This is a genomic window from Saccharothrix syringae (assembly GCF_009498035.1).
Lineage (GTDB): Bacteria > Actinomycetota > Actinomycetes > Mycobacteriales > Pseudonocardiaceae > Actinosynnema > Actinosynnema syringae.
In genome coordinates this window covers 4,997,311-5,018,260 of sequence record NZ_CP034550.1, presented here as the reverse complement: position 1 = coordinate 5,018,260, position 20,950 = coordinate 4,997,311, and the positions used below count along the sequence as shown (strand labels likewise).

The following is a 20,950-nucleotide window of genomic DNA, read 5'->3' as shown; positions in this document are numbered from 1 at the left end:
GGAGGAGGAGCAGTGCTGCACCTGGTCTACCGCATCAAGCCGTCGCCGGCCGCCGAACAGGACCCGCGGGCGTTCTGGGCCTGGGTCCAGGAGCGCGAGCGGTGGTTCTACGACGGGCTCGACACCGTCGTGGCCACCCGGTGGCGGGTGCGGACCGTCGGCGAGGGCGTGCACACCCTGGAGCACACCGTCACCTTCGCCGACGAGGCCGCGTGGGGGCGCTACCGCCGCGAGGTCGCCGCCCGCGGTCGCGACCCGGCCTGGGAGCGGCGGCGCGTGGAGCAGGGGCACTGGTGGACCCTGCTCGACGCCGGCCTGCTCAGCGACCCGCCGGTCCCGGTCGGCATCACCCGCGGCGCCGATCCCCTCGAACGCGCCCGGTGCCTGCTGGCCGGGGCGCGCCGGGCCACGCTCGTCACCACCGACGGCACCACCCCGTGGGTCTGCGCGGTCGACCTGGTCCCCCTCCACGCCCCCCTGCGGCTGCTGTGGCACTCCCCGCGCGAGGCCCGCCACTCCCGCGACGTCGAGAGCCACCCCGGGGTGTCCGGCATCGTCCCGGGCGCCGACGGCCTGCGGTTCACCGGCACGGCCCGCGCCGTCGAACCCCACGAGGTGGCGGACGGCCACGAGGCGTACCACCGGTCGGGGCCGGCCGACGCCGTGCCGGTCGAGGAGTTCCGCGACGGCGGCCCGCGCGGCTTCTACCTGCTGCACGTCGACCGCCTGTGGCTGGAGGTCGACCAGCGGGAGGTGGAGGTCGACCCGCGCTCCCTCGACTGAGCGCGCCGTCGCACCGCCCGGGTCAGGCCCGCGCCCAGGTGGCGCGGGTGCGGAGGAAGCGGGTCACCAGGACGACCACCAGGACGAGCGCACCGCCGTCGGTGACCACCGTCGGGAGCAGCCCGACCGGGCCGTGGGCCTCCACCGCGGCCCGGTAGAGCACCGGCGGGATCAGCCCCAGCGGTCCCGCGGCCTGGGTGGCGTTGACCAGGACCACCAGCCAGAAGGTCCACGGCCACCCGCGCAGGGCGAGCAGGCCCAGGGCGTTGCCGACGACGTACGCGGCCGCGACGACCCGGAACCCGACCAGGAACCCCGGCGCCTCCGCCGCCGCCTGCGCGGCCGTCCGGCCGCTCATCCGCATCATCGCCTCCAGCGTGTCCGGGGTGACCACGAACCAGCCGTGCAGGACCGTGCCGACGGCGAACACCGCCGAGCAGAGGGCGGTGAGCACCCGCAGCCGCCCGACCGCCGTTCCGCGCTTCTCGATTTCCACCACCGGATCGTGTCGCGCCGGGGCCACCGCGGTCGTCGTCCCGGCGAAGGCGATCACGGCTGCTCCCGGGCGAGGCGGTCCGCGCCGCGCCTACCGCGCCGGGAGTACGCCCGCAGGAGGACGACCCGCCGGCCGGCGCCCGGCTACCGTGCCCCGGTGGTCGAATCGAGGGCGGACGCCGGCGCCGCGGCCGTGACCTGCCTCGGGGTGGTCCTGGGCACCCTGCTGGTGCCGCGCACCGGCGCGCAGCAGCCGCTCGACGCCGTCGGGTGCGCGTTGCTGGTGGCCGGGGCGCTGCCGCTGGCCCGGCGCCGCCGGTTCCCCCTGGCGGTGGCCTGGGCGACCGCCGCGGCCTGCGTCGCCTACTACGGCCTGCGGTACCCGGGGATCTTCGCCTCCACCCCGGTGCTGCTGGCCGTCTACACCCTGGTCGCCGCCGGTCGCCCGGGCCGGGGCGTGACCGCGGCCGCGGCCTTCGTGGCCGCCCTGTACCTGGTCGTGGCGGTCCCGACGGGTACCGCGCTCCCGCACGGCGGCGTGGCGTGGAACGCCGGGTTCCTGACCGCCGCGGTGGTCATCGGCGCCATGGTGGCCGGCCACCGCGCCTACCTGGACGCGGTGGAGCAGCGCGCGGCCGAGGCCGAGCGCACCCGCGAGGAGGCGGCGCTGCGCCGGGCCGGCGAGGAACGCCTGTGGATCGCCCAGGAGCTGCACGACACGATCACCCACAGCATCTCGGTGATCAACGTCCACGCGGGCGTGGCCGCGCACCTGCTCGACCGCGACCCCGACCGCGCCCGCGAGGGTCTCGTGGCGATCAGGGAGACCAGCCGGGACGTGCTGCGCGAGCTGCGGGCCACCCTCGGCGTCCTGCGCCGGGTCGACGAGGACGGCGGCGCACCCGGCCTGGCCGGGCTGCCGGTCCTGGTGGACCGGGCGCGCCGGGCGGGCCTGGCCGTCGAGCTGCGCGGGCACGGCGCACCGGGCCCCGTGCCCGACGCGGTCGGCCGCGCCGCCTACCGCATCGCCCAGGAGGCCCTGACCAACGCGCTGCGCCACGCCGGCGGGGCCGCCGTCACCGTGTCCGTGGAGCACCGGCGCGACGCCGTCCTGCTCCGCGTCCTCGACGACGGGCCACCAGGGGTCGTGGCGGCCCCCGGCTCGGGCCTGATCGGCATGCGGGAACGGGCGCTCGCCCTCGGCGGCTCGTTCTCCGCCGGCCGGGCACCCGGCGGTGGTTTCCTGGTGGCAGCCGTGCTGCCCGTCCCGGGAGGGCCGCCCCGGTGATCCGCCTCCTGCTGGCCGACGACCAGCCGCTGATCAGGGCGGCGTTCACCGCGCTGCTGGACTCCGAACCCGACCTGACCGTCGTGGCCGCCGCCCGCGACGGCGCCGAGGCCGTCGACCTGGCCCGCGCGCACCACCCCGACGTCGCCCTGCTCGACATCAGGATGCCGGGGCTCGACGGCATCGCCGCGACCCGCCGCATCGCCGGGGACCCCGCCCTCGTCGGGGTGCACGTGGTCATCCTGACCAACTACGCCCTCGACGAGTACGTCTTCGCCGCCCTGCGCGCGGGGGCCGCCGGGTTCCTGGTCAAGGACGTCGAACCGGCCGAGCTGCTGCACGGCGTCCGCGTCGTCGCGCGCGGCGACGCGCTGCTGGCGCCCTCGGTGACCAGGCGGCTGATCGAGCAGTTCGCCGCCACCCCGCCCGGCCCGGCCGCCCCGCCGGCGCTCGACGCGCTCACCGACCGGGAACGCCAGGTGCTCGCGCTCGTGGCGACCGGCATGTCCAACGACGAGATCGCCCGGCACCTGACCATCAGCCACCTCACCGCCAAGACCCACGTCAGCCGGGCCATGACCAAGCTCCGCGCCCGCGACCGGGCGCAACTGGTCGTGCTGGCCTACGAGACCGGCCTCGTCGTGCCCCGGTCGGCGCGCACCTGACCGCCCGGCCGCCACCGGTCGCACCAGTCGGCGGCGGCGCGCAGCGGCACCGGCAGCGGGGCGAGGTCCGGGTACCAGGCCCGCTCCCACTCCAGCGACACCCAGCCCGACCAGTTCGCCAGCAGCCGCCCGCACTCCTCCAGCGGCACCGCGCCCTCCCCCGGCGGCACCGGGGTCGGGCCGTCCGCGGCCACGTCCTTGACCTGGAAGTACGCCAGGTAGTCGCCCAGCACCGCGCGCGTGCGCCCCGGCGGCTCGCCCGCCCGCCACGGGTGCACCGCGTCCCACAGCACGGCCACCCGCGCCGGCTCGCCGAACGGCTCCACCAGGCGCAGCGCCGCTTCGCCGGTGGGGTGCGAGTCGTGGGTCTCGACCAGCAGCCGCACGCCGCTCGCGCGCAGGTCGGGCAGCACCGCGGCGATGCGGTCCACCGCCCGGCCGTTCCCGGCGCCCCGGGACGCCTGGCCTCCACCGGCACCCGGGAGCACCCGACCGGCCCCGGCACCCCGGAACACCTCGCCGCCCGGGAACACCCGGACGGCCGGTGCGCCGAGCGACGCGGCCAGGTCGACCAGGGCCCGCAGCTCGTCGACCACCGGCCCGTCCGGGCCCGGCCGGCAGACCTCGGCGTACCCGGCCAGGCAGGCCACCTCCAGGCCGGCCTCGGCGACCTCGCGGCGCACCCGCCCGATCACCGCGGCCGGCAGCCCGAGGCGGACCTCCTCGTCGGCGTGCACGCGCAGCTCCAGGCCCTCGCACCCGTGCTCGGCCGCCAGCCGCGCGCTGTCCCGCACCGGCAGGCCGGGCGCGCCCAGGGTGCTGACCGCGAACCGCCACCCGCTCACCACCCCGGCGGGGAGGACCGCATCCGACTCGTGCCTGTCGACGAAACGGTGGCCCATGGGACTACAGGGTGCCGGCGAATCGGTGGGTTGGTTGCCGCGCGGGACCGCCTTCGACGTCTACGACGTCTCCCGGCGCATCGGGGTGTCGCCGTGGCACTACTTCGACGACGTGCCCGCCCGCCGGCACCCCGCCGTCCACGTGCGGCCTGGCAGCCACACCCAAGGGACGCCCGCGGACCTGTACGCGCAACCACACCGCGCCCGCCCAGTACGTCGAGGTGTTCAACCGGGGTGCCGAGCCGTTCGACTACCGGGTCACGCCGTCCGTGCCGCGGCTGATCGCCACCGGGGCCGCCGGCACCGTGACCGGGCAGGCCCGCGCCGACCACACGACCACGAACAAGGGCCGGGTGGCGGTCAACCGCACCCCCACCACGTTCACGGTCACCTCGCCCGGCGTGCACACGCTGGAGTTCTGGTCGGTCGACCCCACCGCGGTGCCGCAGAAGCCGGTGGTCGACACCGGTGGGCTCGGGTCGGGCGAGGGAGCAGACGACCCACGACCCCCGCCACGCGGAACCGAGGAGAACCGATCCGCGCACGACGGTGCGACGAACACCTCTCATCAGCCACGACAGGAAGAAGGCGAGCACCATGACCTCGGCACTCCCCACCCCCTCCACCACCGGCACACCCGCCCGGCGAACGGCCGCGGCGGTCGGCGCGGTGTTCCTCCTCGTCGGCGTCCTCGGCTTCGTCCCGGGGATCACCACCGACTACGACCGGCTCGCCTTCGCCGGTCACCACTCCGGCGCCCTGCTGCTCGGGGTCTTCGCGGTGTCCGTGCTGCACAACGTCGTCCACCTCCTGTTCGGCGTGGCCGGCCTCGCCCTGTCGCGCACCGCGGGCGGCGCCGTGGCCTTCCTGGTCGGCGGTGGCGCCGGCTATCTCCTGCTGTGGCTCTACGGGCTGGTCGTCGACCACGACGGTCCCGCCAACTTCGTCCCGCTCAACACCGCCGACAACTGGCTGCACCTCGTCCTGGGCGTCGGCATGGTCGTCCTCGGGCTCGCCGTGCGCCCCAGGACCGCGAGCCCCCTCTGACGACGACGCGGCCGCGTGCACCGGGAGCGGTGCGCGCGGCCACCGCTGTCCTACCCTTCTGCCATGCCCGAAGAGGACCGCTCCTGGCAGGCGGTGTTCGCCCGCCTGCTCAACCAGTCGCACCTGGCCACCGCCGGTGACCTGGTGCGCATCATCGACGACGCGACGGCGCCGGTCGGCGTGTCGGTGGAGCTGTACCTGATCGACCTCGGGCTGCGGGAGCTGCACCCGGTGCGCCGGGACGCGGGCCCGTCGCTGTCGGTGGAGGCCACCCTGGCCGGGCTGGCGTTCGCCCGGTCGGAGATCGCCGTCTCGGCGGCCGAGGGCGAGTCGCCGCACCTGTGGGTGCCGGTGCTCGACGGCACCGAGCGGCTGGGCGTGGCGCGGATCGACCTGCCCGGGGACGCCGACCCGCACGACCGGGTGCTGCGCGGGTACTGCTGGGCCCTGGCCGGGCAACTGGCGCACCTGGTGCTGAGCAAGCAGCTCTACAGCGACCTGTTCCACCGCGTCCGCCGCACCCGGCCGCTGTCGGTGGCCGCCGAGCTGCTGTGGCAGCTGCTGCCGCCGAAGGTGTTCGCCACCGAGCAGGTGGTCATCGCCGCGGCGATGGAGCCCTACGACCAGGTCGGCGGCGACGGGTACGACTACGCCGTGGACGACGGTTGCGCCTACGTGGCGATCTTCGACTCGATGGGCCACGACCTGCACGCCGGCCTGACCACCTCCATCGCGCTGGCCGCCACCCGCAACGCCCGCCGCGCAGGCGCCGACCTGGTCGCCGCCGCCGGGCTGGCCGACGACACCATCACCGCCCACCGCCCGGTCGACGCGTTCACCTACGCCACGGCGTTCCTGGCGCACCTGGACCTGGGCACCGGCGAGCTGTCCTACCTCAACGCCGGGCACCCGCCGCCCGTGGTGCTGCGCGACGGGCAGGTCGTGCGCACGCTCGACTCACCCGGCCGCGCCGCGCTGGGCCTGGGCGAGATGGACACCACCAAGCCGCAGGTCGGGCGCGAGCAGCTCCAGCCGGGCGACCGCGTGCTGTTCTACAGCGACGGCGTGGTCGAGGCCCGCGACCCGCACGGCGAGTTCTTCGGCCTGGACCGGCTGGTCGACCTCACCGAGCGCCACGAGCAGGCGGGCCTGCCCGCACCCGAGACGCTGCGCCGCGTGGTGCGCGCCGTGCTCGACCACCAGCACGGCCACCTTCAGGACGACGCCACCCTGCTGCTGCTGGAGTGGACCACCACCGACCAGTTCACCCTGCTGCCCGCCCTGTGAACCACGCCTACGCGCCCGCGGGGTCCGCCACCGCGGTGCGCCGCGGCTCCTCCGGCCCGGTGGTCGGGCCGGCCGCCCGACCGCGCGAGCGGTCCCCCTCGATCGCGTGCCTGGGCCGGCCGGCCTCGAACGGGGCGTGCTGGGCACCCCCGCCGCGCACCGCGCGGTCGGCCGGGTCCGCCACCGCCCGGCCGACGCCGCGGATCTCCACCGGCCGGTCCTCCAGGTAGCCGCGGAAGACGAACACGCCCGGCCTGCCGGGGTCCGGCGCGTCGAGGACCAGGTCCAGGAACGCGGCCCACTGCGCCAGGGTGTGCAGGGTCGCGGCAGGCGAAGCCGAGGACGGCGCCGTGCCCACCCAGGCGCCCCGGGCGTCGATCTCCCACAGCAGCGCCCGACCGCGCAGGTCCGCGTCCCTCCTGGCGGCGTACTCGTTGAGCACCTCGCCCACCGCCGCGTTCACCGCCGGCGTCACAGGCACCCGACCACTCCGTTCCCCCTGGGCGGACATCCGATGCCGAGATGCTGCCCGGTCGACCTCCGCCACGATCGGGTGACCCCGTACCCGGGGCCCACCCAGCCCCGCCGAGGACGCTTCGGGCACGCCCGGGCACGTTCGCGCCGGACGGGGCGGCCGAGGAGCACAGTGGTGGGGTGCGGTCCCGTCCGGGGGCCGGTGGTGGTGGTGGTGGAGTTCCCTATCGTGGTGCTGGCCTGCTCGACGGGAGGACTGGACGCGGTCAGCCGGGTGCTGGCACCGCTGCCCGGCGACTTCGCCGCCGCGGTCGTGGTCGTGCAGCACACGTCACCCGACGCGCCCGGTGCGCTGCCGGACATCCTGGCCCGGCGCACCGCCCTGCCGGTCGCCCCCGCCGTCGACGGCGCCCGCCTGCTGCCCGGGCACGTGCTGGTCGCCCCACCAGGCCGGCACCTGCTGGCCACCGCCGACGGCACCCTCACCACCATCCCCGTCGGCCCGGTGCCGCCCTACCGGCCCTCGGCCGACCTGCTGCTGGCCACCCTCGCCGTGGTCGCCGGGCCGCGGGTGGTCGCGGTGGTGCTGTCCGGGCACGGCAACGACGCCGCCACCGGCGCCACCGCCGTCCACCGCTTCGGCGGCGTGGTCCTCGTCGCCGACCCGACGACCTCGGCCGCCTCGGCCATGCCCGAGGCGGCCATCGGCCGCGACGCCATCGTCAACGGCATCGTCGCCCTCGACGACATCGCCCACATGCTGGTCGACCTCACCGCGTCGACGGTCCTCCACGCCGAACCCGAGCCCCGGTGAGGCGCCCCGTCAGCCGCCGACGTGGATGCCGGGGCGCCGGTCCGGGTCGGGTTCGGACTTGCGGATGATCTCGCGGACCACCGGGGCGGTGTCGCCGCGGCCGAGCAGCAGGTAGCGGAACAGGTGGCCCAGCGGGTTGCCCTCGCTCCAGGCGAAGTGGCAGTGCGGGCGCACGCCGGTGGTGTCGCGCAGGGCCAGCAGGACCGCCGCGATGGCGTTGGGCGCGGCCGGGCTCTGCGCCCGCAGGATCCGGTATCCGCCCACCTCCACGCCGCGGACCTTGAGCACGTCGCTGAAGTCCGACGGGTCGACCACGTCGACCTCCAGGAACAGCACGTCGGCCGCGCCGGGCACCGGGTTCGCGCCGCGCTGCTCGGCCTCCTTCTCGGCGTACTCGGCGGTGTCGCCGGCCTGCCGCCGGTTGGCGATGATGGTCAGCGCGCCGTCGTGGGCGATGGAGTCGGTGACGAACCGGCGGGCGGTCTCGTCGAACTCGATGTGGTCGGCGCGCAGCTCCGTGGTCCGGCTGATCCGGGACACCAGCGAGACCGCGACGATGCCCAGGATGAAGAAGAACGAGATGGTGATGCCGTCGGGCTTCTCGATCACGTTCTCCACCAGCGCGTAGAGCATGATCAGCGTGAGCACCGCGAACGCGGTCGCCGCACCCCGCCGCCGGGCCCGCGCGGCAGACAGGGTCACCGCGGCCGAGGCCGAGACCATCATGGCCAGGATGCCGGTGGCGTAGGCGCCGGCCTGCGCGTTGACGTCGGCCTGGAAGATCAGGGTGATCAGGACGCAGACGGCGGTGTAGACCAGCACGACCGGCCGCACCGCGCGCGACCACTCCGGCGCCATGCCGTAGGCGGGCAGGTAGCGCGGCACGATGTTGATCAGCCCGGCCATCGCCGAGGCACCGGCGAACCACAGGATGAGGATGCTGCTGACGTCGTAGGCGGTGCCGACCCACTCCCCCAGCAGCTCGTGGGCCAGGTACGCCAGGGCCCGGCCGTTGGCCTCCCCACCGGGCTGGAACTGCTCCACCGGCACCAGCACGGTGGTCACGAAGCTGGTCGCGACCAGGTACACCGACATGATCACCGCGGCGGTGGTGAGCAGCTTGCGGGTGTTGCGGATGCGCCCCTCCAGCCGCTCGGCGTCGGTGCGCCCGTCGGAGGCCACCAGCGGCATCATGCTCACGCCCGTCTCGAAGCCGGACAGCCCGAGCACGAGCAGCGGGAACGCCAGGACGGCGGGCCCGACCACGCCGAACAGCCCACCGCCTGCGGAGGTCAGGGCGTCCAGCCAGCGGTCCAGGGCCGCCGGCTCGGAGACCACTTCCAGCACACCGGCCACCACGACCACGGCGTTGAGCAGCAGGAACACCGCGACCAGCGGGATGGCCACGCCGACGGCCTCGCTGAAGCCGAGCAGGAACACCCCGCCCAGGACCAGCAGCAGCACGACGGTGACCACCACCTCGTGGCCGTGCAGGAACTCCGGCACGTGCGGGTTCTCCAGCGCGTGCACCGTGGCGTCGGCGGCGGACAGGGTGATGGTGATGATCCACGAGGTGGCCACGAACCCGAGCAGGACCAGCACGAACAGCTTGCCCCGCCAGAACGGCAGCAGGTCCTCCAGCATCGCCACCGAGCCCTGGCCGTGCGGCGACTCGCGGGCCACCCGCCGGTACATCGGCAGCATCCCGAACAGGGTCAGCGCCACGATCAGCAGCGTCGCCAGCGGCGAGATCGCCCCGGCCGCCAGGGCGGCGATACCGGGCAGGTAGGACAAAGTGGAGAAGTAGTCCACGCCGGTCAGGCACATGACCTTCCACCACGCCGTGGGCCTGGCGTGCTGCTCGGCACCGGCCGGGCCCACCGGCTGCACCCGGTGCTCCAGCAACCACCGCCCCAACCGGCTCGACGGCGGGGACGGCGGGACCGGCCTGGCCACCCGTTCGGGGACGGCGAACTCCGGTGCGTCGGACATTGCGGGGTCTCCCGTGGTGATCACTTCGTCGGTTACAGGGTGCCGCCACCGCGCACCCGGTGCGCGGCGAGCGCCCGGACGGCGCCGGGGCACAGCGGGCAGTCAACTTCCCCCCGGGCTCCGGCGAGGTGAAGACAGCGGTTGTCCGGCGTAAAAATCGCGCTAAGACGCGCCGCCGCGGCTCCACTCCCGGGTGTTCTGTCCGCACATCGACGGTCTGCTGACCGTGATCGGCACGCCACGTCCGGGTCAAGTCCGGTGTTGTCGGAGTGGTGCGGCCCGTCCGACCCGCCCCGTGAACGGGCGCTTCGCCAGCATCGGGTACGCGCCCGTCCGGGCGAAGAGACCCGAGGAGAAGACCGTGACGCTGTCGAAGTCCCCCGTTGACGCGCCGCAGGTGCAGGCCCTGTTCACCGCCGACGACGGACCGGTCGGGCACGACGTGTGGGAGCACGTCCAGCGCGGGTTGATCTACCCGTCCCCGTACGCGCTGTTCGCGACCTTCTGGCGCGCCGAGGACGGCCGGGCACCCACCCCGGCCCAGCTGTCCGCGATCCTGTCGGAGCTGCGGGAGCACATCCACCGGTACCTCGGCAGCGCCAACACCACCGTGGTGACCGGCGTCGGCTTCCGCCTGTGGCACGAGTGGTGCCGCGAGACGGGGCGCAGGCCACCGCGGGGCATGCGGCTGCGCCACCCCTCCGGCGAGCCCGGCGTGGACGAGGGCTTCGCGCCGTCGAAGGTGTTCGAGCGGTCGAACGGCACCTTCGTCGACTCCGGCGCCGACCTGTGGTTCCACCTCAAGTCCGACGACCGGGAGCACTGCCCGGAGGTGTTCCGGCGGCTCAGCGCGATGCTGGCGGAGACCGGCGGCGTCGACCCCACCCGGACGGTGCACCAGGAGGCGGCCACCAAGTCGGTGCGCGCGGACAAGCGGGGCGGCAAGGTCGTGGGCTGCCGCTTCTCCGAGAACCTCAACAACCCCACCAGCCCGGTGAGCTTCCAGAAGCACACCCTGGTCGGGCTGGACGACCCCGACTACCTCGGCGCGTCGTTCGTGCTGGCGCAGCGCTTCACCATCAACTGGTCGAACCTGCTGAACATGAACCCCGACCAGGTCGAGGACCTGGTCGGCCGCACCGCCGACGACGTCATCATCCCCTCCCACGACGACCGCAACCACATCAGCCGCTCCCGCGCCCAGGACGAGATGGGCAACACCACCCCGCTGCTGCGGCTGAGCCTGCCCTACGGCACCTCCGACGCGCTCGACGACGACGACCTGCTGGCCAAGGGTGCCAGCCGCCGCGACGAGCGGGGCATCTACTTCGCCGGGTTCGCCAACTCGGCGGAGGTGCTGGAGCGGATCATGGACCGGCAGATCGGGCGGACCGACGGATTCATGGCCGACCGCCTGCTGTCCAACGTCCGGTCCGACCTGGGTGGCTTCTACTTCATCCCCAGCCAGCTCAACCTGGACCTGCCGCCCACGCCGGTGCCGGACCTGGCGCGGTCGTGGCGCGACTTCCCCGGCGTGGACTGGGACCGGTTGGACCGGCACTTCGACCGGCGCTCGGCCAACGGCTACATGTACTACAACCACCACGACTACATGCACCGCATGGCGACGGTGCCGGCCGAGCAGCGGGACCACTGCCGACCGCCCTCGCGCCGGGTGCTGCGGCTGTTGGAGACGATGTTCTCCCGGTGGCAGGACGGCTGGTACTTCGACCGCGCGCAGCAGGAGCTGGAGCACCTGTCGGCCTACGTCGAGCGGTACCACGGGGTCGAGCAGGCGCGGCGGGTGATGGCGCTGCCGGTGGTCGAGCGGATGGGCTGGGCGATCAAGATCGGCCTCGGAAAGGTCTTCGCCGGCCACGACTACGGTTTCCGCGGGCGGCGCCACCGGGACGGCCGGACCGTCAACGGCGCCGACACCTACCACGTCGAACCGGCCGAGCTGATCGTCGGCGCCATGCCCAACCTCGGCCTGGGCCAGGGCAAGTACGTCATCGACCACACCCGCGAGGACGAGGAGCTGGAGAACTTCTTCCGCGGCCTGAGCGCCGCCTCCGGCGTCGGGCACGTCGTCCCGGGCTACCAGCGCCTGCTCGACAAGGGCCTGGACGGCCTGATCGCGGAGGTGACCGCCAAGCTCGACACGACCGACGACGAGGGCAAACGCCAGTTCTACCGCGCGATCGTGCTGGCCCTGGAGGGCGTCAGCGACCACTGCCTGGCGTACGCCGACCTGGCCGCCGAGCTGGCCCACGACACGCGGCCGTCGCAGCGGGCGGAGCTGGAGAACCTGCTGGCCATCCACGGCCGGATGCGCAAGCTCGCCCACCAACCGCCCGACACGATGCTCGAAGCCGCCCAACTGGTCTTCACCCTGCACTCGTGCCTGCACCTGGTGGGTGAACCGACCGCCGTCGGCCGCCTCGACCAGCTCCTGGAACCCTTCCGCGCCAACGACCGCCAACTGGGCCTGATCGACGACGACCAGGCGCAGGAGATCATCGACTGCCTGTGGGTCAAGCTCGGCGAGAAGGTCCTGTGGAACCGCGCGTTCGTGGAGGACCACCAGCCCTTCGGCAACATGGCCATGGGCGGTTTCAGCGGCAACTACCCCCAGGGCGGCGCCAACAACCAGTGGGTCCAGCAGGTCACCGTCGGCGGCACGGTGGCCGACGACGCCGAGGGCGAGGGCACGCCGGCCTACAACGCCACGACGATGCTGTGCCTGCTCGCCGCCCGCAGGCTGCCGCTCAACGCGCCCTGCCTGTCGCTGCGCGTGCGCCCGGACATGCCCCGCGAGTACGCCGAGGAAGCCGCCCGCGCGCTGCTCAGCGGTGGCGCCCACCCCATCCTGCTCGACGACCGCAAGATCATCCCCGGCCTGGTGCGCAGCGGCGAGCGCATCGGCGACGGCACCCGGCCCACCGAGTTCACCCCGGTGCGCGAGAAGGCCCGGGGGCGCTGGCACAGCGAGGTCCCGCTGGACGTGGCCCGCGACTACGCCTGCGACGGCTGCTACGAGCCGCAGTTCCCCGGCAAGAACTGGTTCACCCTCGGCCAGGTCAACATGCTGCACGTGCTGGAGGCCACCCTCAACCAGGGCAAGTCCTGGCTCACCGCCGGACCGATGTACTTCCGGGGCCAGCGGGTGTCGTTCACCTCCGCCAAACCCGCCGACCTGACCACGTTCGACCAGGTGCTGGAGCTGTACTTCAAGCACCTGTCCCGGATGTACGCCAAGCAGGTCGACGGCCAACTGGCCGCGTTCGGGCAGATGAGCGAGGTGTGCCCGTCACCGCTGCTGTCCTGCTTCGTCGACGACTGCGTCGAGACCGGCCTGGACTACTACGCGGGCGGCGCCCGGTACAACGTCATCGCCCCGGGCCTGATCGCCCTGCCCAACGCCATCAACTCGCTGCTGGCGATCAAGCACCTCGTCTACGACCCCACCACCGCGGCCACCTCCCTGCCCGAACTGGTCGAGGCGCTGATGTGCGACTGGGGCGAGTCCATGACCGAGCCCTTCACCAACTCCCTGGTGGGCGAGGGCCGCACCGCCGCCCGCGCCGAGCGCTTCCGCGACCTGCGCGGGGCCGCCCTGACCCTGCCCCGCTACGGCCGCGGCAACGAGGACGTCGACGCCTTCGGCAACCGCTTCCTGCGCCGCGTCTCCGACACCGTCGTCTCCGTCCTCACCGACCCCGCCCCCTCCACCGCCCGCACCATGGTCACCCTCGCCGAGCGCATCGGCACCCCCGAACACCCCTTCGGCATCCAGCTCCAACCCGGCGTGGGCACCTTCGAGAACTACCTCGAATTCGGCGCGGCCACCGGCGCCTCGCCCGAGGGACGACGACGCGGCGAAACACTGGCCTCCGACCTCAGCCCCACCCCGAGCCCGGTCGACCGGCCGGTGGACCACCAGGAGGAGGGCATCCTCGCCTCCTTGTCCGGCTTCAGCGGTGACGGCGCGGAGGCCCTGTGGGACGCCGCCCCCACCGACTTCACCATCCGCGAGGACTTCCCCCACGAGGACCTGGTGCGCGTCATCGAGGCATTCGCCCGCGGCACCGGCTCCAACCTGCTCACCATCACCTGCGCCGACCCCGACACCCTCGCCGCCGCGCGCCGCGACCCCGAGCAGTACGACCTGCTGCGCGTGCGCATGGGCGGCTGGAGCGAGTACTTCATCAGCATGTTCCCCGACCACCAGCACCAGCACCAGCGCCGCCCGATCAGCAGCCCCGACGTCGAGGGCTGACCGCCCCGGTGGTCAGCAGGACCAGTCGGCGCAGGTCACGACCTCGAAACCCCGGCTCGGGAAGACGGTGTCCACGAAGAAGTCGTGCACGGCCGGGTCGCCGTCGGCGCAGCCGTCGCGCAGCACGGTGACCCGGTAGCCGCGGTCGGCCGCGTCGTAGCACGTGGCGGCCACCATCGCGCTGGTCGCGACCCCGGCGACCGCGAGGGTGCCGACGCCTCGGGCGCGCAGCACCAGGTCGAGGTCGGTGCCCGCGAACGCGCTCGCGCGGCGCTTGAGCACGACGACGTCCTCCTCGGCGACCGGCAGGGCGATCCCGGTCCCGGTCGATCCCTCGTGGAAGGCGTCCCCGGCGTCGTAGAACGACCGGTGCAGCCCGTTGTCGGGCAGCAGGTCGGCGCCGTTGGGGCGGAAGGCGAAGCGCACGAACACGACGAGCGCGCCGGCCGCGCGGGCCCGCGGGAGCAGGTCGGTGACCGCCGGCACGACCCGGGCGGCGAACGGGTGGTTGTCCGTGATGCCCCGCTGGAGGTCGCCGACGATCAGCGCGGTGGTCAAGGTGGGCTCCCGTCCGGGTGGTGGTCGACGCTCGCGCCCGCGCGGTCCCGCGGTGTGGCACCACGGGACCGCGGGCGTGCTCAGCCGACGGTACAGGTGACCGAGGGCCGCGCGAGCGGGAACGCGGACGCGGCGGGCAGGCCGGGTGCGGGTTACGGGGTGACCGCGCGCAGGTGCGCCCGGAAGCCCTCGCCGTAGGTGCGGGTGGGCGTGCCGTTGTAGTCCTCGATCAGCACGTTCCCGCCGCTGCAGCCCCACGGGTTCCACGTCCACGCCGTGTAGCCCAGGCCGTGCGCGTCCAACCAGGACATCACCCGGTCGATGTAGTCGTGGGCGCACGTGTCCTGGCCGATCTCACCCGCGTGCACCGGCACCTGCGCGGCGACCGCGCCGATCTGGGTGTCCCAGCAGGACTCGGTCACGCAGGCGTTGAAGTTGTACGAGTGCCACGACGCCATCAGGTTGCCCGTCGGGTCGACCGGCTTGTGGGCCAGCCACTGCGACAGGTCGTTGGTCCACGTCAGCCCGGCGGTCATGACGACGTTGGTGGCGCCCGTCGCGCGCACCGCGTCGACCAGGTCCTGCATCCCGGCCACCTCGTAGTCGATGCCGGTGCAGGTGCCCCCGTCGCGCAGGCACCGCCACGCCGCGGCCATGTCCGACCAGTTGTTGGACGCGTCCGGGTAGGGCTCGTTGAACAGGTCGAAGACCACCGCGTCGTTGCCCTTGAAGGCGGTGGCGACCTGCGTCCAGAACGTCGGCGTGTGCTGCATGTCCGGCATCGGCTTCTGGCACGTGGCGTTGACGTCCGGGCAGGCCGAGATGTTGCCGGTGTAGAGCCCGTGCGTCCAGTGCAGGTCGAGGACCGGGTTGATGCCGTTGGCGACCAGCAGGTTCGCGTAGTCCTTGACGGCCTGCTGGTAGGCCGGGCCGCTGGGCGAGCCGGACAGGCCGAGCCAGCAGTCCTCGTTCAGCGGTATCCGCACCGCGCGGATGTTCCACGACTTCATCGCGTCGACGGACGCCTGGTCCACCGGGCCGCTGTCCCACATGCCCTTGCCCTGGACGCAGGCGAACTCGCCGCTGGACCGGTTGACGCCGAGCAGCCGGTAGGGCGTGCCGGCGGCGGTGACCAGCTTGTTGCCCGAGACCCGCAAGGCGGGCGCGGGGCCGGGGAGCGGCGGGGTGGTGGTCGTCGTCGGCGGGAGACCGGTGCAGGCGGCGCCGTTGACGGCGAAGTCCGTCGGTGCGGCGTTGCTCCCGCCGTAGGAGAAGTTCGCCCCGAGGCCGACGCTGCCGTTGGCCGGAATCCTGGCGTTCCAGGTCAGGTTGGTGACCGTGACCTGCTTGCCGGACTGCGACCAGATCCCGTTCCAGCCCTGCAGGAGGGTCTGGTTGCCCTGGTACGAGTAGGTCAGGGTCCACCCGTTGGCCGGGGTGGACCCCAGGTTCCTGATGGTCACGTTCGCGCCGAAGCCCGAACCCCAGTCGTGGACCGAGTAGTCGACCTTGCAGGCGAACGACGCCGAGGCGGCGGCGGCGTCGGTGGTCCAGGGTTCCGCCGTGGTCGACAGCACCGCGCCCGCGAGGGTCACCGCGGCGCCCGACACCGCGAGCGCGACACGTCGCTTCTGTCCTGTTACCGGCATCGACACTCCTTTGTGCCCGGGTCTGGGAACGTTGTGCCTGGGTCTGGGAACGCTCCCAGACCCAGGCACCGTCCGTGCCGGGGCTCGCGATCGTCAACACCCCTGTCCCGGATCGGACAACCGTTCACCCGATCGGCCGTGGGAGCACGTCTCACCTGGTCGTCGGGCGCCCTATCGCCTCCCCGCGAATCCCGGTACGCCGAATTCGGAGACATCCGGGTGAAATCCCGTGCGCCCCCCACCTGGAATGACCCACCCCCGCAGGGGCGGTCCACCGGGTGCTGCACTGTCGGGATGCTCGTGCGCAGCAGGCGGGTGACACAACGCTCCCGCACCGGCGCAAGTCCTTAGCGTGCCTGGGACCCCGGCGACGACGACCGGTGTTCCGGCAGAGCGAAATGAGGGATCGTCATGCGAAGACGCGTGGTCATCTGGTCGGCGACGAGCGCGCTCGTCGCCGCCGCCCTGGTGGTTCCCGGCGCATCGGCCGACCCCGCCCCCGCCGCCACGTCGACGTTGACCAAGTCCGTCAGCGGCGTCCCCACCCCCGCCGACCACGGCGCCACCGCCACCTGGGTCGTCGAGTACGACAACAACGGCACGGGCGTCGGTTCGGCCACCGTCACCGACGCGGTCGGCCCCGGCCAGTCCTACGTGACCGGCTCGCTGGACGTGCCGCCGGGGTGGACGCCGTCGTGGTCCACCGACGGGAGCACCTTCCAGACCGCCGAACCCGGCTCCGGCGTGGTCGCGGTCCGGGCGCAGAACCCCGTCGCCGCGCCCGGCGGGACGTCGCTGTCGGGCCTGCTGACCCCGCCCGTCCAGGCCAGCACCACGGCGACCGGCGGCGACGGGTTCACCCCGCTGCTGCACCGCACGCCCACCGGCGCCCTCCAGGCGTGGAACATCTACCACCACGCGGCACCCGCCACGCCGAAGGTGGTGTGCAGCGACCTGGCCACCGGGCAGCCCTGCGCGGGCGGGCCGTGGCCCAAGCCGCTCAACACCGCTCCCGGGCCGCTGGGCAGCGGCGCGACCGGTGACATCGGCAGCCCGATGACGCAGCAGTACTTCCGCGACCCCGCCGCGCCCTCCCAGGTCCTCTACACCGCGGTGACCGCCTCGTCGGTCGGCGTGGGCTGCCTCGACCTGGCGGCCGCGGCGAACTGCGGCTACTGGCCGCTGGTGGGCGCCGGCGGCTCGCCGTCCGGTGTCTACAACCTCGCCGGGTTCGTCGAGGTCGGCGGCAACCTCTACGGCGTGGCCAGCACGGGCACCGTGCTGTGCTGGACCGTCGCCACCCGCACCGCGTGCCCGGGCCAGCCGTACGCGCCGATCGTCCCGCCCAGCGGTGACACGCCCTCCAGCCTGTACTTCTACGGCGCGCTGACCGTCGTCGCGGGCAAGGTGTTCGCCTCGTCGTCCCGGCCCAACACCGGCAGCCAGGCGGCCATCGGCTGCTTCGACCCGGCCACCGCCACCGCGTGCGCCGGGTGGGCGTCACCCCGCCCCATCGGCCCGGTGGGCAACTACACCTACAACGCCTACACCGCGTACAGCACGTCGGGCGCGCAGGTCGGCGCCTGCTCCACCACCAGCGGGTCCTCGCCCGGCGTGACCACCTGCTACGCCCTGGACGGCTCGGCCCTGCCCGCGCCCTCCCCGCTGGCCGCGCTGCCCGCCGGCGTGATCGCGTTCAACCCCGAGGTGGTCACCGACGCCAACGGCCACGTCCGCAGCTACGTGGCGATCTGGGGCGGCCCGTACGCCGGCGCGGCGGTGTGCCACGACTGGACCACCGCGTCGGCGTGCGCCGGGGTGCCCAACCCGATCACCCACCCGACCGTCAACGGCGGCGTCACCCGCGACTACGGCTACACCTACGACGTGCCGACGGGCTGCATGATCGGCCTCGGCGACGCGGGCGTGCTGTTCTCGATGGACCCGCTCACCGGCAGCTCGCCGTGCGTGCGCTCGGGCGGCCGGGTCTCGCTCACCCCGGGCGACTTCTACTGCGACGGCGGTGCGGGCCACGTGCAGGGGTACGGCTCCGCGCGGCTCGTCGGCGTCACGCCCGGCAACGTCGACTTCGGCGCGTCCCGGGTGACCGTGGTGGACCAGGACGGCGCCACCGTGGCCACGCCCGGCTTCGCGCCGGACGGGTCGGTCGACCTGAGCGGCGTGTCCCCGACCGCCCACCCGACCATCTCGGTCACCACCACGCTGGTGCTGACCAGCGGCGCCGACTTCGGCGGCGGCAACCAGCCCCGGCTGGTCGTCGACTTCACCGGCGACCCGCCGCAGGTGTGCTTCCGCACCACGATCAGCGCGGACTGCGCGGTGGCCGACGTCGCCAACACCGCCACCGGCACCGACACCACCGGCTCGTTCACCTCCAACACCGTCACCGTCCCGGTCGCGCCGGGGCCCGCCTGCCGGCCGGTGGTGACGGTGGACAAGGAGATCTGCGCCTCGAAGACCGCGTCCCACTGCGGACCGGGCGGCTCGGGGCCGTGGGCGAAGAAGGCGCCCGTGGGCACCCTCGGCCTGCTCAACGCGACCGCCTACTGGCGGATCACGGTGACCAACCAGGGCCCGGTGGCCATCACCGACGCCCGCGTCGTGGACTACGAGGAGCCCGCCTGCGAGGCCGCAGCCGGGACCTTCACCCTGCAACCCGGTGAGACCAAGCGCTTCTACTGCTCCACCTACGCCCTGCTGACCCTGTTCCCGCTGACCAACCAGGCGAAGGCGGGCTACGTGCCGCGCAACTCGCCCGCCGGCACACCGCCGTCGTACTCGGCGTGGTCGTCGGCGACCGCCTGCTCCCTGCTCTGCGTGCTGGGCTGAGCCGAACCGGACCGGTGGGGCGCTCCGGCGTCCCACCGGTCCCCCGCGCGGAAGCCGCGCGACCGCGGGGCCGGTGCGAGATCCCCGTGCCGCAGGTGGTGGGTGAACCGCACCGGGACTCGGGCGGGCCGGCCACCACCTCCGTGGTGGCCGGTCCGGCTCACGTCGTGACGACCACGTCCACCCAGTAGTTGTTGCCGATGTAGTGCTCGGTCGGGAACCCGGTCCCCACGCGGTACCGGCCGTTCGCGTACGCGCCGGGCGCGGTCCACAGCGGAGGCGAGTGGACCTGCGGGCGCGCGCCGAAGTACTGGTTGGTCACGGCGAAGTACCCCGTCGGGGAGAAGTAGGAGGCCACGTAGACCCGGTCCGCCTCGATGGGGACCGGGGTGGCGAAGGTCAGGGTCTGCCAGCCGGTCGCGGTCTCGTCGGTGAACGTGCCGGTCGCCAGCAGGACGCCCTCGTCGGTCCACAGCGAGCCCGTGTGGGTGCCGGTGTCGCGCGCGGTCTTGTGGAACTTCACGCCGGTGACGGCGCCCGCGGTGGAGGAGCCGAACCGCACGCCCAGCTCGACCGGCGTGCCCTGGCCGCTCGTGGTCTCGTCGGGGACGACCGCCTCGCTGAACAGCGAGCACGGGCACGCGGCCTGCGGCCCGGTGGTGAACGACCACGTCGCGGTCGAGGCCATGACGTTGCCGTTGAGGTCGACGCCGAGCGCCCGCGCGGTGTAGCGGGTGCCCGGGGTGAGCCTGGCGTTCGGCCGCCACGTCACGGTCCTGCCGTCGGCGGACGCCGTCGTGGTGCCGTACAGGTGCGCCCCTCCGTCGTCGGTGAGCCGGACCTGCGTCGCCGCGGGGTCCATCGGCTCGTCGAACCGCAGGGTCACCGGGTCGCCCACCCCGACGTCCGTCGCGTCCGGCGCCGGGGTCCGGGTTTCGAGCGCCGGGCGGGTGTGGTCGCCGTTCGTGCCGTGGCGGTAGACCACGTCCACCCAGTAGTTCGTGAAGCGGAACCCGTTGGTCGGCATCCCCGCGCCGTACCGGAACAGGCCGTTCCAGTTGGGCTGGCCGGTGTTGACGGCCTCGATGTGCCCGTAGCCCACCTTGGGGAAGCTGTTGAAGTACCAGTGGTCGAACGAGTAGCGGCCGTTGGGCGCGAAGTACGACACGACGTAGTTCGTGCCCGTCTCCACGACCACCGGCGCGTCGAAGAGCAAGGTCTGCCAGCCGGTGGTGGTCTCGCCGGTGAACGTGCCGGTCGCCAGCAGCTGCCCGGTCGCGGACCAGAACGAGCCGGTGTGCGTGCCGGTGTTGCCCGCCGCCTTGTAGAAGCGGACGCCCAGCACCTCGCCGCGGCTGGTGAAGTAGACCTTGTTCCCCAGCTCCACCGCGTTGGCGTCGTTGACGGCGGTCGAGCCGGGCACCGCGAAGTCGTCCCAGATCGTGCACGGGCAGTCCGCGGGCCGCGTCGACCCCGTGGTGAACGTCCAGCTGTGCGCGTCCGCCGCGTCGTCGACCTGGACCGACGCGGTGTAGGCGGTGCCCGGGGACAGCGGCGCGGTCGGGGCGAACAGCGCGGTCGTGCCGCCGTCGGCGAGCGACACCTGGCCCGCCACCGCCCCGTCGGGCCCGGTGAGCGCGAACCGCGCGGGCGGTGCGGCGAGCACCCCGTCGAAGGTGGCGCTCACGGTCGGGGTCAGCCCCACGCTGCCCGCGCCGGCGAGCGGGGAGGTGGTGGTCGGGGCGGCCGCGTCGGCGTGCGCGGGCGCGACGGGCAGGACGAGTGCGGCGACCGCGACGACGAGGGTGGGCAACCGGTGTCGCGTTCTGCGCCGGGTGGTGCGTGACGAGGGCATGGTTCCGCCTTT

General features: G+C 73.7%; 15 protein-coding genes and 1 pseudogene. 9 read left to right on the top strand and 7 right to left on the bottom strand.

All coding sequences use genetic code 11. The features are described 5' to 3' along the window. The first annotated feature begins 12 nt into the window (after positions 1–12). Positions 13–783, top strand: coding sequence for a pyridoxamine 5'-phosphate oxidase family protein (locus EKG83_RS21805; RefSeq protein ID WP_063741280.1), 771 nt, complete (start codon positions 13–15; stop codon positions 781–783). A 22-nt stretch (positions 784–805) separates the two neighbouring features. On the opposite strand, the gene EKG83_RS21800 is transcribed toward EKG83_RS21805, so the two are convergent. Then, entirely contained in the window at positions 806–1,279 is a 474-nt protein-coding gene (locus tag EKG83_RS21800; RefSeq protein ID WP_228122753.1) for a hypothetical protein, read from the bottom strand. 156 nt (positions 1,280–1,435) lie between these two features. Between EKG83_RS21800 and EKG83_RS21795 the strand changes: the two genes are divergently transcribed. Together EKG83_RS21795 and EKG83_RS21790 are read left to right on the top strand one after the other, a co-directional pair. Continuing rightward, the gene (locus EKG83_RS21795; protein WP_051765185.1) at positions 1,436–2,566 is read left to right on the top strand and encodes a sensor histidine kinase; all 1,131 of its coding nucleotides are present in this window, start codon (positions 1,436–1,438) and stop codon (positions 2,564–2,566) included. Beyond that, positions 2,563–3,231 carry a response regulator gene (locus tag EKG83_RS21790; RefSeq protein WP_033429609.1) on the top strand — a complete coding sequence of 223 codons (669 nt, stop codon included), beginning with the start codon at positions 2,563–2,565 and terminating at the stop codon, positions 3,229–3,231. The genes EKG83_RS21795 and EKG83_RS21790 overlap by 4 nt, the downstream gene beginning before the upstream one ends. Here the strand turns inward: EKG83_RS21790 and EKG83_RS21785 are convergent. After that, positions 3,189–4,133 (bottom strand): sugar phosphate isomerase/epimerase family protein, encoded by a 945-nt coding sequence (locus tag EKG83_RS21785; protein ID WP_084716212.1) that lies wholly within the window; start codon positions 4,131–4,133, stop codon positions 3,189–3,191. The two genes, EKG83_RS21790 and EKG83_RS21785, sit on opposite strands and share 43 nt — an antisense overlap. 11 nt (positions 4,134–4,144) lie before the next feature. Here EKG83_RS21785 and EKG83_RS49705 point away from each other — a divergent pair. The 3 genes and pseudogenes from EKG83_RS49705 to EKG83_RS21770 form a co-directional block, all read left to right on the top strand. Continuing rightward, positions 4,145–4,552 (top strand): annotated as a pseudogene (locus EKG83_RS49705) (hypothetical protein); the annotation flags it as partial. 178 nt (positions 4,553–4,730) lie between these two features. After that, complete coding sequence (locus tag EKG83_RS21775) at positions 4,731–5,180, top strand: DUF4383 domain-containing protein (RefSeq protein WP_033429611.1); 450 nt, start codon at positions 4,731–4,733, stop codon at positions 5,178–5,180. Between the two features lie 63 nt (positions 5,181–5,243). Then, positions 5,244–6,467, top strand: coding sequence for a PP2C family protein-serine/threonine phosphatase (locus EKG83_RS21770; protein ID WP_033429612.1), 1,224 nt, complete (start codon positions 5,244–5,246; stop codon positions 6,465–6,467). 7 nt (positions 6,468–6,474) lie between these two features. On the opposite strand, the gene EKG83_RS21765 is transcribed toward EKG83_RS21770, so the two are convergent. After that, on the bottom strand, positions 6,475–6,948 hold the full coding sequence (locus EKG83_RS21765) for a hypothetical protein (protein ID WP_153278285.1): 474 nt from the start codon (positions 6,946–6,948) through the stop codon (positions 6,475–6,477). Positions 6,949–7,155: 207 nt separating this feature from the next. On the opposite strand from EKG83_RS21765, the gene EKG83_RS21760 reads away from it, so the two are divergent. Further along, a complete protein-coding gene (locus tag EKG83_RS21760) occupies positions 7,156–7,755 on the top strand; it encodes a chemotaxis protein CheB (protein ID WP_228122751.1) in 600 nt (199 codons plus the stop codon). 9 nt (positions 7,756–7,764) lie between these two features. On the opposite strand, the gene EKG83_RS21755 is transcribed toward EKG83_RS21760, so the two are convergent. Then, complete coding sequence (locus EKG83_RS21755) at positions 7,765–9,747, bottom strand: APC family permease (RefSeq protein WP_033429614.1); 1,983 nt, start codon at positions 9,745–9,747, stop codon at positions 7,765–7,767. A gap of 361 nt (positions 9,748–10,108) precedes the next feature. On the opposite strand from EKG83_RS21755, the gene EKG83_RS21750 reads away from it, so the two are divergent. Beyond that, on the top strand, positions 10,109–14,026 hold the full coding sequence (locus EKG83_RS21750; RefSeq protein WP_228122750.1) for a Dyp-type peroxidase: 3,918 nt from the start codon (positions 10,109–10,111) through the stop codon (positions 14,024–14,026). A 12-nt stretch (positions 14,027–14,038) separates the two neighbouring features. Here the strand turns inward: EKG83_RS21750 and EKG83_RS21745 are convergent, their stop codons facing one another. After that, on the bottom strand, positions 14,039–14,584 hold the full coding sequence (locus tag EKG83_RS21745) for a cysteine hydrolase family protein (protein ID WP_033429615.1): 546 nt from the start codon (positions 14,582–14,584) through the stop codon (positions 14,039–14,041). Between the two features lie 152 nt (positions 14,585–14,736). Continuing rightward, positions 14,737–16,233 carry a cellulase family glycosylhydrolase gene (locus tag EKG83_RS21740; RefSeq protein WP_033429616.1) on the bottom strand — a complete coding sequence of 499 codons (1,497 nt, stop codon included), beginning with the start codon at positions 16,231–16,233 and terminating at the stop codon, positions 14,737–14,739. A gap of 411 nt (positions 16,234–16,644) precedes the next feature. Between EKG83_RS21740 and EKG83_RS21735 the strand changes: the two genes are divergently transcribed. Next, on the top strand, positions 16,645–19,083 hold the full coding sequence (locus tag EKG83_RS21735; protein WP_033429617.1) for a DUF7617 domain-containing protein: 2,439 nt from the start codon (positions 16,645–16,647) through the stop codon (positions 19,081–19,083). Between the two features lie 160 nt (positions 19,084–19,243). On the opposite strand, the gene EKG83_RS21730 is transcribed toward EKG83_RS21735, so the two are convergent. After that, positions 19,244–20,896 carry a DUF4082 domain-containing protein gene (locus EKG83_RS21730; protein WP_051765188.1) on the bottom strand — a complete coding sequence of 551 codons (1,653 nt, stop codon included), beginning with the start codon at positions 20,894–20,896 and terminating at the stop codon, positions 19,244–19,246. Positions 20,897–20,950 lie beyond the last annotated feature (54 nt).